The organism is Rossellomorea marisflavi, assembly GCF_001274775.1.
GTDB classification, from domain to species: Bacteria; Bacillota; Bacilli; order Bacillales; family Bacillaceae_B; genus Rossellomorea; species Rossellomorea marisflavi.
On the sequence record NZ_LGUE01000001.1, the window covers coordinates 171,724 to 188,125 of the forward strand.

Here is a 16,402-nt window from a genome sequence, read left to right on the forward strand (position 1 = left end):
TCCTGTCTTACATAAGAACAGGGGGAAGCAATGATGACAATCAAACGTAGAAAAGTTTCAGTAATCGGTGGAGGATTCACTGGTGCCACGACAGCATTGATGCTTGCGCAAAAAGAACTTTCTGATGTGGTACTTGTTGATATCCCGCAAAATGAAGATCCGACCAAAGGAAAGGCTTTGGATATGCTCGAAGCAAGTCCGGTACAAGGATTCGATTCGAACATCATCGGTACGTCGAACTATGAAGATACGAAGGACTCTGACATCGTCGTCATCACAGCCGGTATCGCCCGCAAGCCTGGAATGAGCCGTGATGATCTTGTTCAGACGAACCAAAAAGTCATGAAGTCCGTGACGCAGGAAATCGTGAAGTACTCGCCAAACTGTTACATCATCGTATTGACGAACCCTGTGGATGCCATGACCTATACGGTGTTCAAAGAGTCCGGATTCCCTAAAGAGCGCGTGATCGGTCAATCTGGTGTGCTTGATACTGCCCGCTTCCGTACATTCGTTGCCCAAGAACTGAATCTATCAGTGAAAGACGTTACTGGTTTCGTTCTTGGTGGACATGGAGACGACATGGTACCGCTCATCCGCTATTCCTATGCAGGCGGAATCCCGCTTGAAACATTGATCCCGAAAGATCGCCTTGATGCCATCGTTGAGCGCACACGCAAAGGTGGTGGGGAAATCGTCGGTCTTCTTGGAAACGGAAGTGCCTACTATGCCCCTGCAGCCTCACTCGTTCAGATGGTTGAAGCGATCCTCAAAGATCAACGCCGCGTCATCCCTGCCATCGCCTATCTCGAAGGCGAATACGGATATGACGGCATCTACCTCGGTGTACCGACAATCCTTGGTGGAAACGGCCTTGAGAAGATCATCGAGCTTGAACTGACGGAAGAAGAGAAAACAGCACTCGGCCAATCGGCAAGTGCCGTCAAAAACGTCATGGAAGCATTGGTGTAAACCTAGCACCTTAGGCTGGAACAAACATGGTTCAGTCACAGTAAAACCCGAATTCATTTGTCTGCAATAAAGCAAATGAATTCGGGTTTTTCATTTATTTCACAAACATTTTTCTATCGTTTCTAGCGGTTGATTGGAGTGCAAGACGAAGACTCCAGCGGGAAGTGTAGCTGATGTGAGACCCCGCAGGCCTGCCGAGGAGGCTCACGGGCTACCCGCGGAAAGCGAAGTCTTGCACGGAAATCATGAGCGGTATAAAGAAACTATACGATTGTGTTCGTCATTTCATGGCATCTTTTTCGTTTTGTTCGAACCTTTTTTTCATGCACTGAATCGCTTTTGAAATTCTACTAAAAAGACCTTTGTTTGGGCACAATAGAAATGATACTATATTAATAGACAGACTATTTAAAAATGTAAGTGTTTACATTCAGGAGGTGCGTCCATGTTACTGGGTAAAAAAAGAAAACCGGGAAGAAAAATCGAAGATATGACCATTGGTGAGAAGCTGACGCTTACAGAGAAGATCGAGGATAATGAACTCCTTCTCTATCTTGGTTTGACGAATGATGCCAATCCTTTATATATTCAGCACGACTATGCATCGCAAACGCCTTTCAAGAAGCCGATCGTCCCATCCATCATGCTGACGGGAATCATCACATCAGCCGTCTCGAAATACCTGCCTGGACCCGGTTCGCATATCGTCGAACAATCCATTCAGTTCCATAAGCCGGTCTATCACTACGCCACCGTCCGCTTCCTGTTCGAAGTGAAGGAGATCGATTTGAAGGCCCATTCCGTCATCATCGAAGTAACCGCAGATAATGAAGACGATGAAAGGGTCGTGACCGGAAGAATCAACGTGTGCCCGCCACATCGGTTGGAAAAGATGAATAGTCACGCGTTGGAAAATTTTTGAACAGCTCCCTTTAGAGGGAGTTTTTTTATGCTGTGTAGCAACTACTACCGGCAGTCATATGAGGCGAGAGGGGAGTGGGATGAATATGGTACCTGACATTTCCTGATGATGCATCCACCATGGATCCCATCCGAAATGCCGGATGGAGAGGGGGACATTTAGCCCGACTATTCTCAAAACGCCGAATAGTAGTGGTAACACTGCAAAATTATATTATAATAAAAGTACAATTACATAATGCTAATGGATGAAGGGGTAAATTCATTCTCTTGGAGGCCTATAATCAATGAGCAAAAACATTCTGGTAGTGGATGATGAACAATCGATCGCAACATTGTTAAAATACAACCTGGAACAATCGGGTTATGCTGTCATGACGGCACATGATGGAGAGGAAGGCTTGAATAAGGCCGTCTCGGAATCACCCGATTTGATCATCCTTGATCTGATGCTTCCATCCATGGATGGGATCGAAGTGTGCAAAGAACTGCGCCAGCGCAAGATCAGTACGCCGATCCTCATGCTGACGGCAAAGGACGATGAGTTCGATAAGGTACTGGGACTAGAACTCGGTGCCGATGATTATATGACGAAGCCTTTCAGTCCACGTGAAGTGGTGGCAAGGGTGAAAGCGATCCTGAGGAGAAGCCAGGCAGCCGCAGCCGTGAAAGAACAATCCGAAAGTAATGAAGTGGACTACAAGGAAGTCGGAGAACTGAAAGTATACCCTGAACAATATGAAGCGTATTTCCAAGGTGAGCTCCTTGAACTGACCCCGAAGGAGTTTGAACTTCTTCTCTACCTGACAGACAACCGGGGAAGGGTGTTGACGAGAGACCAGCTCTTGAGCGCCGTGTGGAATTATGATTTTGCAGGCGACACAAGGATCGTGGATGTGCATATCAGCCATCTCCGGGAGAAAATCGAGACCAATACGAAGAAACCGATTTACATCAAGACCATCAGGGGTCTTGGCTATAAATTAGAGGGCCCGAAATCCTCATGACCAAGTATAGGACGAAGCTTCTTCTGGCGCTCATCACCCTTATCATCGGCGTGTTGATCGGGCTGGGCCTTCTACTTGGACAAATTTTCAAGAATTTTTATCTGGAGACGCTGAACTCCAGGATCCAGAAAGAAGCAAGGCTTCTTGCCAATTCAATAGAAGAAAACGGACCGCTCCAGGGAACGAATCCTTCCATCATCAATGAGCTCAGCGATATTCTCGATGTTCGAATCACCCTGCTGGATGAGGACGGGAAGGTCATTGACGATACGAAAAGACCGAATTCCCTGGGGAATCAGAAGCAGAAGGAGATCATCGCATCCATCAAGGATGACTGGGATGTGAAGGACCGTCACAAGAAGGTGGTCGATGAAGGCAGGGAGTTCCGTTACTATTGGTATCCCCTCAATCAGAAAGGGAATCAATCCGACGGACTCCTCATCATGAGTACCGAGGTGGATGAATTCGAGGAAGGGAACCAGCAGATCTGGTTGGTCCTGACGATTTCCCTCGTACTCGCCCTTGTCCTGATCATCATCCTGGGATCAAGGATCACCGTACGGTATACAAAACCGATTGAATCGGCCACCAATGTAGCCATGGAGCTTGCGAAAGGGAATTATCGTGCCAGGACCTTCGAGGACCGACTCGATGAGACCAGCATGCTGAGCTCATCGATCAATATCCTGGCCCGTAACCTCCAGGAAATGGTCAATGCCCAGGAAATGCAGCAGGACCGACTCACCACCCTGATCGAAAATATGGGGAGTGCCCTTCTCCTCATCGATCATCGCGGGTTCATCGTATTGACCAACCGCACCTTCCGGGAATTTTTCGATTTAGAGGAAAAAGAGCTGCGGAAGGTCCGCTATCATGAAGTGATCCATTTCCAAGAGGTGAATCGATTGGTGGAGGAGATCTTCATGACAGAGAAGCGGGTCCGGAAGCAGATCCTTCTCCCTTACCAGATCGAGCGGAGGCACTACGAGGTATACGGGGCTCCGATCATCGGGCATAACAATGTGTGGAAAGGGATCGTCGTGGTCTTCCATGATATCACGGAACTGAAAAAGCTCGAGCAGATGAGAAAAGATTTTGTCGCCAATGTGTCACATGAACTGAAGACGCCGATTACATCAATCAAAGGTTTCTCTGAAACGCTCCTCGATGGGGCGATGAAGGATGAAGACACCTTGAGGAATTTCCTTGACATCATCCTGAAGGAAAGCGACCGTCTTCAATCACTGATCCAGGATCTCCTTGAGCTATCAAAAGTGGAAAAGAGCGGGTTCGAGCTCTCCCTTCAAAAGGAGTCCATATCCGGTCTCATCGAAGAGATCCTGCCCATACTGAACGAGCGTGCCAGGGAAAAGGGCATCACCCTGGATGTGAACAATGAATCCCCGGTGCTCGCAGAGGTGGACAGCTACCGGTTAAAGCAGGTGTTCATCAACCTGATCAGCAATGCGATATCCTACACTCCCCAAGGCGGGATCGTGGAAGTCGGAGTGGAGGATGCAGGAAACCATGTGCTCGTATCTATAAAAGATAACGGCATCGGAATCGCACAAGAGGAGATTCCGCGTATATTCGAACGCTTCTATCGGGTTGATAAAGCAAGGAGCCGGAACTCCGGAGGAACCGGTCTGGGCCTTGCCATCGTCAAGCACATCCTGGAGGCCCACGAGGCGAAGATCGAAGTCGAAAGTGAACTGAATCAGGGGACGACATTTAAGGTCCTATTGAACAAACAATTTCATGAGGGCATCCATGAAGGGGAATGATGGTTTTTTTACAATCAATTTACAAAGTGTTAAATTCCGGTTAACATACCGGTGATACGATACTAAGTGAAACCCCTTCATCCAAGGTGTTGATGAAAAGGCGAGAACCGACCCCGTTCTCGTCTTTTCGCATGGAATTTTTCCCACCATTGTAATATTCCTGAAACTTTTCAGGGGAAGGACCGTATAGATTAGTAGAATGGGTCAGACAAAATGGGGGGATTTCATGAGCTTGAAGCAAACGTATAAGGTGACGGGGATGGTGGTGGGAGCACTGATCCTCATAGCGGTACTGGTGACGTCATGGTACACGGTGGATGAGTCGGAACAGGCGCTTGTCCTTACATTCGGGAAGGCAGGGGATCCCGTAGTGGAACCGGGCCTGCACTTTAAGATGCCTTGGCCGATCCAAAAAGTGGAAACGTTATCAAAAGAAACGTTCACACTTCAATTCGGATATGAAGAAAGCGAAGGGGAAATCAAAAATTTCCCGAAAGAAACCAAAATGATCACGGGTGATGAATATATCGTCCTGGCCGATCTAGTTGTGCAGTGGAAAATCACGGATCCGGAAGGCTATCTCTTCAATGCAGAAAACCCGAAGGAAATTCTCTATGATGCCACATCCTCATCCATCAGGAGCATCATCGGGAGTTCGCTGATCGATGATGCACTGACCTCGGGAAAGGCCAAGATCGAAGGGGATGTCAGAGACCTGTTGACTAATCTGATAGAAGACTATGATATAGGGATTTCCATCATCGGTGTAAAGCTGCAGGACGTGGAACTGCCGAACGAAGATGTGCGTTCCTCCTTCACGGCCGTCACCGATGCGCGTGAAATGAAGAATACAAAAACCAATGAAGCCAAAAAGTATCAGAATCAGCGCATGAATGAAGCGCAGGGAGAGAAGAAGGCGATCATGTCCAAGGCAAAGGGCGATAAGATTGCAAGGATCGAACAGGCACGGGGGGATGTGGCCGTCTTCGATAAACTCTATGATCAATACAAAACCAACCCGGATATCACGCGGAAGCGTCTCGTTCTTGAAAGCCTTGAAACCGTTCTGCCGAATGCCGAGATCTACATTATGAAGGATGACGGGGAAACCCTGAAGCACTTCCCGATCCGACCGATGGAAGGGAAAGCGAAGGCGGATGAAAAGGCGGAAGAAAAGGAGGCGAAGGCCGATGAGTAATCCGAACGTCTATCAATTCGAGAAGAAAGAGCGGCCCCCGACAGACTGGAAGCCTTACGTCAGGACAGGAATATTCCTGGTGGTACTCCTTGCACTTCTCTTGGTTGCCTTCACTTCCGTCTATATTGTGAAAGAGGGAGAATACAAGGTTGTCCGACAGTTCGGTGAAGTGGTACGGATCGACGAAGAACCGGGCCTGAAGGTGAAGGTTCCCTTCATTCAATCGGTGACGACGTTGACGAAGCGGCAGATGACGTCCGATGTGACCGAGGCTGAGATCAATACAAAGGACAAAAAGCGTATGCTCATCGATAACTATGCCGTATGGCAGATCACAGATCCTTTGAAGATGATCTCCAATGCACGGAATGTCATCAACGCAGAAGCGAAGATGGAGGACTTCATCTATTCCGTAGTCAGGGCAGAGCTTGGCAAACTGGAATATGAAGAGGTGATCAATGATGAGAAGTCCTCGAGAGGGAGCCTGAACGACCAGATCACCGATAAGGTCAATGAACTCCTCGAAAATCAGCAGTACGGGGTGGTGGTCAAAGATGTACGGATCAAACGTACCGACCTGCCGGAGGCCAATGAGAAGTCCGTCTATACGAGGATGATTTCGGAGCGGGAATCCAAGGCTCAGGAGTACCTTTCCCAGGGGGATGCGGAGAAACAGAGCATCACGGCCGAAACGGACCGTGAAGTGAAGGAGCTCATCGCGAAGGCGGAAACCGAGGCCAATGTGATCAGGGCTGAGGGGGAATCCGAAGCGGCGGTGATTTATAATAAATCATTCTCGAAAGACCCTGAGTTCTATGATCTGTACCGTACGCTCGAAACCTACAAAAAGACGATCGACGATGAAACGGTGATCGTCCTTCCATCGGATTCACCTTATGCCCGCCTGCTGATGGGCTATACTGAATGATCGCAGAGCCTCCTGTCCGGGGGCTTTTTTTAGTGAGGCGGGATAATTCAGCCGTTAGCCAGGGCCCTCACCCGTTTTCAGCACGATGGGCAGCTCTAGACACCGTGTCCCTCATGGCGGTCAGGGGTGGGGATTTTTCCTTTCAATCCCGGTCATGGTAGAATGGGTATAGAGAAGGTTCATCCTTATGTGATGAACGTACAGGAGGTACCGCCATGTCAAAAAAACTAGTCTTGATCGATGGGAACAGTATCGCATATCGCGCATTTTTTGCCCTGCCGCTGTTGAACAACGATAAAGGTGTACATACGAACGCCGTCTACGGCTTCACCACGATGCTTCAAAGGATCCTCGAGGATGAGAAACCCTCGCATATCCTGGTTGCATTCGATGCCGGGAAGACCACCTTCAGGCATGAAACATTCAAGGAATATAAAGGGGGCAGGCAAAAGACCCCGCCTGAGCTATCGGAGCAGTTCCCCTACATCCGGGAGCTCTTGGATGCATATGGGATCAAACGATACGAGAAGGAAAACTACGAGGCGGATGATATCATCGGGACCCTGTCACTGAGGGCCGAAGCGGAAGGCTTTGACGTGAAGGTGTTTTCGGGAGACAAGGATCTGACGCAGCTCAGCTCGGATAAAACGACGGTGTGCATCACGCGTAAAGGGATCACGGATCTTGAAATCTATACGCCGGAACACGTGAAGGAAAAGTGGGAAATCACGCCCGACCGCGTCATCGATATGAAGGGTCTCATGGGAGACAGCTCGGATAATATCCCTGGCGTACCGGGTGTCGGTGAGAAGACGGCGATCAAACTGTTGAAGCAGTTCGGAACGCTTGAAGAGCTTCTGTCTTCCATCGATCAGGTGAGCGGGAAGAAGCTGAAGGAGAAGCTTGAAGAGAATAAGGAACAGGCCATCATGAGTAAAGAACTGGCAACGATCCTCCGTGAAGCACCGGTGGATGTGGGACTCGACGACCTTCACTATGAAGGGGAGGAAACCCAGGAACTGAAAGCCGTCTTCAAGGATCTCGGCTTCAATTCCCTTCTCGAGAAAATGGGTGAAACCGTCGAGGAAGAAACGGTGGAACAAGAGGAGATTTCATTCGAGGTATTGGACGAAATCAAAGCGGATCATCTTGCGCGGGAAAGCTCCCTCTATATTGAGATGCTCGAGGATAATTATCATACAGGCAAGGTCATCGGGATCGGTCTCCACAACGAAAAGGGAACCTATTTCTTTTCCATGGAAACAGCAGCAGCGTCCCCAGCTTTCAAAGCGTGGGCCGAGGACGGGGAATCCGTCAAGCATGTCTACAACGCTAAAGAAACGATCGTATCCTTCCTGAGGGAAGGCATCGAAATCGAGGGAATCGACTTCGATCTCTTGCTCGCGTCTTATATCATCAATCCTTCTGAATCGAGTGAGGATTTCGCCACGATTGCCAAAGGACACGGACAGGCCGGCATGAAGTCGGATGAAGCGGTCTTCGGCAAGGGGGCGAAACAGAAGGTACCGGATCTTGAGGTACTGTCTGAACACATCGCAAGGAAGGCGTTCGTTCTCTGGACCTTGAAAGGGACATGCATGGATGAGCTCGAGGAGAACAATCAACAAGAATTGTTTACCGACCTTGAGCTTCCCCTCGCCCTGATCCTGGCCGAAATGGAACACACCGGTGTGAAGGTGGACTGTGATCGTCTGAATGAAATGAAGGATGAACTCGCCGAACGTCTTGTTGAACTGGAGAAGAAAATCCATGAGCTTGCAGGGGAAAGCTTCAATATCAATTCTCCCAAGCAGCTCGGCGTGGTCCTGTTCGATAAGCTCGGTCTTCCTGTCATCAAGAAGACGAAGACCGGCTACTCCACGTCTGCCGATGTATTGGAGAAGCTGCAGTCGAAGCATGAGATCATCGACTACATCCTTCACTACCGGCAGCTTGGAAAGCTGCAGTCCACATACCTTGAAGGGTTGTTGAAGGTGGTCCATGAGGAAACCGGGAAGATCCATACGCGTTTCAATCAGGCCCTCACTCAGACCGGACGCCTCAGCTCGACGGATCCGAACCTTCAGAATATCCCGATCAGGCTGGAAGAAGGCCGTAAAATCAGACAGGCATTCATCCCATCAGAAGAGGGATGGGTGATGTTCGCAGCGGATTACTCGCAGATCGAGCTTCGCGTCCTTGCCCATATCGCCAAAGATGAAAAGCTGATCGAAGCATTCCGGAACGATATGGATATCCATACAAAGACGGCAATGGACGTCTTCGGGGTGGCAAAAGAAGACGTTACATCGAATATGAGGCGTCATGCCAAAGCCGTCAACTTCGGGATCGTCTACGGGATCAGCGACTACGGTCTGTCACAGAGCCTGGACATCTCACGGAAAGAGGCCGGTGAGTTCATTAACAAATACCTTGAAAGCTTCCCGGGGGTAAAGGATTACATGGAAGACATCGTGCAGGATGCCAAACAGAAAGGCTATGTCACGACCCTGCTCAAACGCAGGAGATACCTTCCTGAAATCACGAGCCGGAACTTCAATCTGCGGAGCTTCGCGGAGCGTACAGCGATGAACACACCGATTCAGGGAAGTGCAGCCGATATCATCAAAAAAGCGATGATCGATATGGCAGCCCGCCTTGAAAAGGAAAATCTGAAATCCCGCCTTCTCCTTCAGGTGCATGATGAACTGATCTTCGAAGCGCCGAAGGATGAAATCGAGATCCTGGAAAAAATCGTACCGGAAGTCATGGAACAGACAATGGAGCTTGAAGTGCCCCTGAAAGTGGACTATTCCTATGGCGACACATGGTACGATGCCAAATAGAGAGGAGTAGGACCGGTGCCTGAACTTCCAGAAGTAGAAACAGTCAGAAGGACATTGGAGGTCCTTGTCGTAGGAAAGACGATCAAAGAGGTGGCCGTGAGCTGGCCGAAGATGATCAAGCAACCATCCGAGACGGTTCAATTCACCGACTCCCTGAAAGGTCAGGAAATCCTCGGGATGGGACGGCGGGGGAAGTTTTTGATCTTTTACCTGAATGATGTCTCCCTTGTCTCCCACTTGAGGATGGAGGGGAAGTATGCCCTCCATCAAAAGGATGAGCCCGTCGAGAAGCATACCCATGTGGTATTCACGTTCACGGATGGGACGGAATTGAGATACCGCGATGTACGGAAATTCGGGACGATGCACTTGTTCAAAAAAGGGGAAGAACTTCTTCATCTGCCCCTCCTGCAGCTTGGACCCGAACCGTTTGAAGAAGCGTTCACGCCGGACTATCTTCACGGCAGGTTCGCCGGAACCTCAAGGATCGTCAAGGCCGTTCTCCTCGACCAAACCGTCATGGTGGGACTCGGGAATATTTACGTCGACGAAGCGCTATTCCGTTCGAGTATCCATCCCGACCGGAAAGCATCGTCCCTGACAGGTGATGAAGTCGGCAATCTTCATAAAAGCATCATCGCCACCCTCAGGGAAGCGGTGGATATGGGTGGGAGCACGATCCGCTCCTACGTGAACTCCCAGGGACAGATGGGGATGTTCCAGCAAAACCTGTATGTGTACAGCAGGAATGGCGAAGCTTGCAGACAATGCGGTACGCCGATCGAGAAGAAGGTATCCGCAGGAAGAGGGACGCATTATTGCCCCCACTGCCAGCGCCTTTAACATTTAACATCTGATAAGCCCATACCATATAGTATTGTATTGATGATTGGGAGGGCTATCAGAATGAACACACTTTTCTCCTTACTCCTGCTGGCATTTGCTGTAAGCCTTGATAATTTCAGTACGGGACTGACATATGGATTACGAAAAGTCAAAATACCTATAAAATCAATCACCATCATTTCCTTATGCTCTGCATTGTGCTTATTGATCGCCATGTTCATGGGGCAAGCGATCTCTGTCATCCTTTCACCCGAATGGGCTGGTAGGGTCGGAGGATTTATCCTGGTGGCCATCGGACTCGCGGTGCTCTACCAGTTCTTCAGACCGGAGAAGGAAACACCCGTGGAAGAGAAAGAAAAGACCTTGATCAATGTGGAAATCAAATCGATCGGCCTCGTAATCCAGATCATGAGGCGTCCGTTGACGGCCGATTTCGACCGCTCCGGAACCATTACCGGCGTCGAAGCATTCATGCTCGGCATAGCCCTTTCCCTTGATTCGTTCGGTGCAGGGCTGGGGGCCGCGCTTTTGAATTATTCTCCTTTTCCACTTGCCATCGCCATCTTCTCCATGAGTTTCATCTTCCTCACCTGCGGATTGCAGTTGGGCGTCTACTTCTCTCATATCAGATGGATCCAGCGGGTCGCCTTCCTGCCTGGCGTCCTATTGATCTGCCTGGGGATTATGCGGTTTTAGGGAATGGTGCTGAACGAAAGGATCGATGAAAGTGGCAAACATCATTGGACTGACGGGCGGCATTGCAAGCGGTAAAAGTACAGTATCGGCATTTCTACAAGATAAGGGGTATACCATCATCGATGCAGATCTTGCAGCACGCATGGTGGTGGAAGTGGGGCAGCCCGCGTACCTCGCCATCGTCGAAGCATTCGGCAAGGGCATCCTACAGGAAAACGGCCAGATTGACCGTGCAGGTCTCGGGGCCATCATCTTCAATGACCAGTCGAAACGGAATCTCCTCAATGGAATCGTGCATCCGGCCGTACGGAGCATGATGCTGTCCCATAAAGATGAGGCCATTGAAAACGGAAAACAGACCGTCATCATGGATGTTCCCCTTCTATTTGAAAGTGATCTGACATGGATGGTGGATCGGACGATCGTCGTCACCGTGGAAGAAGACGTTCAGCTCAGTCGATTGATGAAGCGGAACGAACTGACCGAAGAAGAGGCAGCGTCCCGCATTTCCTCTCAGCTCCCCTTGAGGGAAAAAGCAGAGAAGGCAGACGCAGTCATTGATAATAATGGTTCGGTGGAAGATACCTTGAAGCAGGTGGAAGAACTCCTGGCTGCATGGGGATTGAAGCCGTGAATGAAAAGCCGCCGGAACTTGTCCGGCGGCTTTTCTATTTTTCCGGGGAGCTTAGTGGACTTTAACCAAGCTGTAAGAAATATGAATAAAAGAAAGCGTTATCAGAATGTTACAACATTTCGACTATATGCAAAACTTGGTGGTCAATTCTGTTCAATATGTTATACTATTTTTAGAAAACAAACATATGAGTATAACATTAATATAGAAGGGAGCAGGATATATGATGGCGAGAGTGGCAATCAATGGATTTGGTCGAATTGGGAGAATGGTATTCAGGAAGGCGATTATGGAGGATGACTTGGAAGTCGTGGCCATCAATGCCAGCTATCCGGCAGAAACACTGGCTCATCTGATCAAGTATGATACCAACCACGGTACATTCAAGGCAGATGTGGCCATCGGGGAGGATTCACTGATTGTCAATGGGAAGACGGTAAAGCTACTGAGCAACCGCGATCCGGCTGCCCTTCCATGGAATGAATTGAATGTGGATATCGTCATCGAAGCCACAGGCAAGTTCAATTCCAGGGAGAAAGCGGCCCTGCATCTGGATGCTGGTGCAAGAAAAGTGATCTTGACGGCCCCGGGTAAAAATGAAGACGTTACCATCGTGATGGGGGTCAACGAAGACGCTCTCAAAATCGACGAACATCATGTGATTTCCAATGCATCATGCACCACCAATTGCCTGGCACCTGTGGCAAAAGTGCTTCATGAGCAGTTCGGGATTGAAAACGGTCTGATGACCACGGTGCATGCCTATACGAATGATCAAAAGAATATCGATAACCCCCATAAAGACCTTCGGAGGGCGAGAGCGTGCGGCCAATCCATCATTCCGACGACGACCGGGGCAGCGAAGGCGTTGGCTCTCGTCATGCCGGAATTGAAAGGCAAGCTTCACGGGATGGCACTTCGTGTCCCGACTCCGAATGTATCCCTTGTGGATCTTGTGGTAGATGTGAAAAGGGATGTGACGGTCGAGGAAATCAATGATGCATTCATGTCTGCCTCAATGGGCTCCATGCACGGAATCGTTGAATTCACGACGGAGCCACTCGTGTCCATCGATTTCAACACCAATCCCCACTCTGCCATCATAGATGGTCTTTCCACCATGGTGATGGACGATCGCAAAGTCAAGGTGCTTGCATGGTACGATAATGAATGGGGCTACTCTTGCCGTGTCGTCGACCTAGTGAGGTTCACGGCATCCAAGATGGAGGCGGCAGCCGGGGTGAATGTTTGAAAGAACCAATATAAAAAGAACGAACGAACATAGGGACGCATCGTGGATGCGTTCTTTTTTCGTGCTCAAATGGCCTGCCAGGAACCGGAAATCTGCCGGTGGCCACCAGCCTGCTGACCACATCAAAACCCATAGGCACCGCCTTGGCCCTCCACACAAGAAGTACTGGTCCGTTTGCAGGCATTCACACGATGAAAATCGATTTCCATGCATACCGGATACCAGATCGGCACCATTAAAAAACTTTTGAAAATTTATTGCAAATGGAGTTTAAACAAAGTATACTATTTTTCGTGAACTTCTTAACAGCAAATGATTACTGAGTTAACTACTTAAAGGGTTAGGACCTCTTCGGACTAACTTTCCCCCGTGGTGGTTAAGATTTTGCCAAGGGACTTGTTCATTTTGACGAAAAAAATTATGTCAAAGGGGGAAACGATCAATGGAAACAATGGGTCGTCATGTAATCTCTGAACTATGGGGTTGCGATTTTGAAAAGTTGAATGATGTAGTAGGAATTGAAAAAACGTTTGTGGATGCAGCTCTTAAATCAGGTGCTGAAATCCGTGAAGTGGCCTTTCACAAATTTGCTCCACAAGGCGTGAGCGGAGTGGTGATCATCTCTGAATCCCACCTGACCATCCACAGCTTTCCTGAACATGGATATGCCAGCATCGATGTGTATACATGCGGAGATCTAGATCCGAACATCGCTGCAGAATATATAGCTGAAGCACTGGGTGCTGATACCCGTGAAACAATCGAACTTCCGCGCGGCATGGGACCTGTACAGGTGAAGAAATCACAGGCTCAGGCGCTCTAATAGTTGAATCTTCAAGAGGTGCATGACTCATGCATCTCTTTTTTTATTGAGGTTGTTCCCGCTTTCAATGTCTCCATTTTCAATCCTCATGTTTTCGTGTAAAATGAGGGTATACAAAGGGAGGAAAATGATCATGAGCGGAATCAAGACCTTGTTGAAACGTTTTCAATCGGAATGTGAAACATCGGATAAGCAGGAAGAAGAAGTCCTGCAGACCCATTATTATAAATCCATGCAAAATGGGACATTCAATGCCGTCCTCGAATTGTTCTCATCTTCCCAGTACGATATCCTATCCGAATCGAAGGACAGGGGAGAGATCACAATCCGGAAGAACGGGACCCCGCAGCTGTTCATCGTGGCGACGGTCATCGGGGTGAGGCCGCTCGAGACGGCGGTCGATTTCAAACTGAGTACGGATAAAGGAAAGATCCTCGGCACGTATTCCGTCCTGAAGGCGCAGATCAAGAATTATTACGATGTCCTGGACGGGAAATTGACGAGGGTGAGATAGCGAAGAACTTGTGGTGAGCACCACTTTTCTATATCATAAGTGTAAATGAGTTTAGCATAACGGAGCTGATAGTATGAAATGTCCGTCCTGCCAAAATAACGGCACCCGGGTGGTGGATTCGCGTCCGGCTGATGAAGGGCGTTCCATCAGGAGAAGAAGAGAATGTGAAGTGTGCGCGTTCCGGTTCACCACGTTCGAAAAGGTGGAAGAACTGCCTTTGATTGTGGTGAAGAAGGAAGGCCTGCGGGAAGAGTTCAGCAGAGAAAAGATCCTCCGCGGTCTTATTAAGGCATGCGAGAAACGTCCGGTTCCATTGGAGACGCTCGAGAAGCTCTCCCTGGACATTGAAAAGGACCTCCGGAACCAAGGGGTGTCCGAGGTCGAGTCCGTTAAAGTGGGTGAGATGGTCATGGATCGCCTGGCGCAGGTCGACGAAGTCGCTTACGTCCGGTTTGCTTCGGTATACAGACAATTCAAGGATATCAATGTGTTCATAGATGAACTTAAAGAACTGATCAAAAAAGAGTGAAAGGCCGAGCTGAAGAGTCCATCTTTGGCTCTTTTTCTCTTATGTGTCGAAAGGTAGAGGTCAATGATGAAGAATCACTGGAATGAAATTCAGCCTGTGGATCATTATACGGTCTGCACCAACGGGCTCCTGCAGGAATTTGAGAGAAAGATCATCACATTCTTATATCAGCCCCTTATCGGTCCGGTCTCCTACAGCCTGTATATGAGCCTGTGGGGAGAGGTGGAAGAAAGCAGGCTGTGGTCTGCGCCTTCGAACCATTATCATTTGATGAATATCCTGTCCATGAATCTTCAGGAAATCCACGAAGCACGTATGAAGCTCGAGGGGATCGGCCTCCTTAAGACGTACGCGAAGAAAGGGGAAGGTGAGCGGAGCTTCATTTATGAACTGCAGCCCCCGCTGCTTCCGAATGATTTTTTCACTGATGGCATGCTGAATGTGTATCTGTTCAGGAAAATTGGCCGCTCCCACTACCTGCGCCTGAAAGAATCGTTCACTGATCGCGGGATGGAATCAGACAGCTTTACAAATGTCACCCGCTCGTTTCAGGATGTTTTCTCTTCGGAGAACAGCATCGACTTCCTTCGCCATGAGGCCAATGACGGCTCGTTGACGAATGAGGAGAAGGCATATATCGGCTATGGGAAGAACGAAGGACCTCCCATGGATGATATCGACTTTGATTTCAGCCTGCTGCTCAACGGACTTTCAGAATCCATGGTGCCGAGGAGGGCCTTCACTCCTGTCGTGAAGGAAACGATCTTAAAGCTAAGCTATCTCTACGGGATCGGTCCCCTACAGATGAAAAACATCCTTCTTGGCTCCCTTGATTCGGATGAGGCGATTGATGTGGAGCAATTACGGAAATCGGCCAGGGATTGGTATCAGCTGCAAACCGGCGATGAACTGCCCGACCTGACACCGAAAGCTAGACCGGTGAAGAAGGAAGCATCCAAACCGTTGTCGAGGGAAGAGGAGCTTCTGGAGTATCTCGAAAGTACATCGCCAAAGGATGTCCTTGCTGACATTTCCAATGGGAGTGCCGCATCGAATTCGGATCTTCAAGTTGTCGAAGAGATCATCATGACACAGAAACTGCCGCTTCCCGTCATTAATGTCCTGATCCAGTATGTGCTGCTGAAGACGGATATGAAGCTGACGAAAGGGTATATGGAGAAGATCGCTTCCCATTGGGCCCGGAAGAAAGTGAGCACGGCCGGGGAAGCGATGGAGCTTGCCAAGAATGAACACAAGCAATACATGGAGTGGGCGTCAGGGAAAAATGAAAAGCGGACCACCCGAAGGAAGCCGATCAGGACGGAGAAACTGCCTGATTGGTTCCAGGAAGATGAGAAAGGCGAGGCGAAAAGTCAGAACGGGGAAACCTATGACCTGGAAGCCGAAAAAAGAAAACTCGAAGAAGAATTGAAGAATTTTCGGAAGTAGGTG

The 16,402-nt window shown here is 49.1% G+C and carries 15 protein-coding genes; all 15 read left to right on the forward strand.

Going from position 1 to position 16,402, the window contains the following annotated elements; translation table 11 throughout:
* Window positions 1-33: 33 nt before the first annotated feature.
* The 15 genes from mdh to AF331_RS00925 all read left to right on the forward strand — a co-directional run bounded on the left by mdh (window position 34) and on the right by AF331_RS00925 (window position 16,399).
* The gene (gene mdh, locus AF331_RS00855; RefSeq protein ID WP_048006330.1) at window positions 34-972 is read left to right on the forward strand and encodes a malate dehydrogenase; all 939 of its coding nucleotides are present in this window, start codon (window positions 34-36) and stop codon (window positions 970-972) included.
* A 445-nt stretch (window positions 973-1,417) separates the two neighbouring features.
* Complete coding sequence (locus AF331_RS00860; protein ID WP_048006329.1) at window positions 1,418-1,894, forward strand: MaoC family dehydratase; 477 nt, start codon at window positions 1,418-1,420, stop codon at window positions 1,892-1,894.
* A 286-nt stretch (window positions 1,895-2,180) separates the two neighbouring features.
* Window positions 2,181-2,900 (forward strand): response regulator transcription factor, encoded by a 720-nt coding sequence (locus AF331_RS00865; protein WP_053426364.1) that lies wholly within the window; start codon window positions 2,181-2,183, stop codon window positions 2,898-2,900.
* Complete coding sequence (gene pnpS / locus AF331_RS00870; protein ID WP_053426365.1) at window positions 2,897-4,684, forward strand: two-component system histidine kinase PnpS; 1,788 nt, start codon at window positions 2,897-2,899, stop codon at window positions 4,682-4,684. The genes AF331_RS00865 and pnpS overlap by 4 nt, the downstream gene beginning before the upstream one ends.
* Window positions 4,685-4,910: 226 nt before the next feature.
* Window positions 4,911-5,882, forward strand: coding sequence for an FtsH protease activity modulator HflK (hflK, locus tag AF331_RS00875; protein ID WP_053427721.1), 972 nt, complete (start codon window positions 4,911-4,913; stop codon window positions 5,880-5,882).
* The gene (gene hflC / locus AF331_RS00880; protein ID WP_053426366.1) at window positions 5,875-6,810 is read left to right on the forward strand and encodes a protease modulator HflC; all 936 of its coding nucleotides are present in this window, start codon (window positions 5,875-5,877) and stop codon (window positions 6,808-6,810) included. The genes hflK and hflC overlap by 8 nt, the downstream gene beginning before the upstream one ends.
* Before the next feature lie 215 nt (window positions 6,811-7,025).
* Entirely contained in the window at window positions 7,026-9,656 is a 2,631-nt protein-coding gene (gene polA, locus AF331_RS00885) for a DNA polymerase I (protein ID WP_053426367.1), read from the forward strand.
* Window positions 9,657-9,671: 15 nt separating this feature from the next.
* A complete protein-coding gene (gene mutM, locus AF331_RS00890; RefSeq protein ID WP_053426368.1) occupies window positions 9,672-10,499 on the forward strand; it encodes a DNA-formamidopyrimidine glycosylase in 828 nt (275 codons plus the stop codon).
* A gap of 63 nt (window positions 10,500-10,562) precedes the next feature.
* A complete protein-coding gene (ytaF, locus tag AF331_RS00895; RefSeq protein ID WP_053426369.1) occupies window positions 10,563-11,198 on the forward strand; it encodes a sporulation membrane protein YtaF in 636 nt (211 codons plus the stop codon).
* A gap of 31 nt (window positions 11,199-11,229) precedes the next feature.
* Window positions 11,230-11,832 (forward strand): dephospho-CoA kinase, encoded by a 603-nt coding sequence (gene coaE / locus AF331_RS00900; protein ID WP_053427722.1) that lies wholly within the window; start codon window positions 11,230-11,232, stop codon window positions 11,830-11,832.
* 223 nt (window positions 11,833-12,055) lie between these two features.
* Window positions 12,056-13,084: a glyceraldehyde-3-phosphate dehydrogenase gene (locus tag AF331_RS00905; RefSeq protein WP_053426370.1), complete on the forward strand. Its 1,029-nt coding sequence runs from the start codon at window positions 12,056-12,058 to the stop codon at window positions 13,082-13,084.
* Between the two features lie 442 nt (window positions 13,085-13,526).
* Window positions 13,527-13,907: an adenosylmethionine decarboxylase gene (gene speD / locus AF331_RS00910; RefSeq protein ID WP_048006319.1), complete on the forward strand. Its 381-nt coding sequence runs from the start codon at window positions 13,527-13,529 to the stop codon at window positions 13,905-13,907.
* 133 nt (window positions 13,908-14,040) lie between these two features.
* On the forward strand, window positions 14,041-14,421 hold the full coding sequence (locus tag AF331_RS00915) for a hypothetical protein (protein WP_048006318.1): 381 nt from the start codon (window positions 14,041-14,043) through the stop codon (window positions 14,419-14,421).
* Window positions 14,422-14,494: 73 nt separating this feature from the next.
* Window positions 14,495-14,950 (forward strand): transcriptional regulator NrdR, encoded by a 456-nt coding sequence (gene nrdR / locus AF331_RS00920; protein ID WP_048006317.1) that lies wholly within the window; start codon window positions 14,495-14,497, stop codon window positions 14,948-14,950.
* Between the two features lie 66 nt (window positions 14,951-15,016).
* Window positions 15,017-16,399 carry a replication initiation and membrane attachment family protein gene (locus AF331_RS00925; RefSeq protein ID WP_053427723.1) on the forward strand — a complete coding sequence of 461 codons (1,383 nt, stop codon included), beginning with the start codon at window positions 15,017-15,019 and terminating at the stop codon, window positions 16,397-16,399.
* Window positions 16,400-16,402: the final 3 nt, after the last annotated feature.

Bases quoted from the DNA above. Each gene is read 5' to 3' on its own strand.
- mdh (WP_048006330.1), top strand. From the start codon at position 34: ATGACAATCAAACGTAGAAAAGTTTCAGTAATCGGTGGAGGATTCACT.
- AF331_RS00860 (WP_048006329.1), top strand. From the start codon at position 1,418: ATGTTACTGGGTAAAAAAAGAAAACCGGGAAGAAAAATCGAAGATATG.
- AF331_RS00865 (WP_053426364.1), top strand. From the start codon at position 2,181: ATGAGCAAAAACATTCTGGTAGTGGATGATGAACAATCGATCGCAACA.
- pnpS (WP_053426365.1), top strand. From the start codon at position 2,897: ATGACCAAGTATAGGACGAAGCTTCTTCTGGCGCTCATCACCCTTATC.
- hflK (WP_053427721.1), top strand. From the start codon at position 4,911: ATGAGCTTGAAGCAAACGTATAAGGTGACGGGGATGGTGGTGGGAGCA.
- hflC (WP_053426366.1), top strand. From the start codon at position 5,875: ATGAGTAATCCGAACGTCTATCAATTCGAGAAGAAAGAGCGGCCCCCG.
- polA (WP_053426367.1), top strand. From the start codon at position 7,026: ATGTCAAAAAAACTAGTCTTGATCGATGGGAACAGTATCGCATATCGC.
- ytaF (WP_053426369.1), top strand. From the start codon at position 10,563: ATGAACACACTTTTCTCCTTACTCCTGCTGGCATTTGCTGTAAGCCTT.
- AF331_RS00905 (WP_053426370.1), top strand. From the start codon at position 12,056: ATGATGGCGAGAGTGGCAATCAATGGATTTGGTCGAATTGGGAGAATG.
- speD (WP_048006319.1), top strand. From the start codon at position 13,527: ATGGAAACAATGGGTCGTCATGTAATCTCTGAACTATGGGGTTGCGAT.
- AF331_RS00915 (WP_048006318.1), top strand. From the start codon at position 14,041: ATGAGCGGAATCAAGACCTTGTTGAAACGTTTTCAATCGGAATGTGAA.
- nrdR (WP_048006317.1), top strand. From the start codon at position 14,495: ATGAAATGTCCGTCCTGCCAAAATAACGGCACCCGGGTGGTGGATTCG.
- AF331_RS00925 (WP_053427723.1), top strand. From the start codon at position 15,017: ATGAAGAATCACTGGAATGAAATTCAGCCTGTGGATCATTATACGGTC.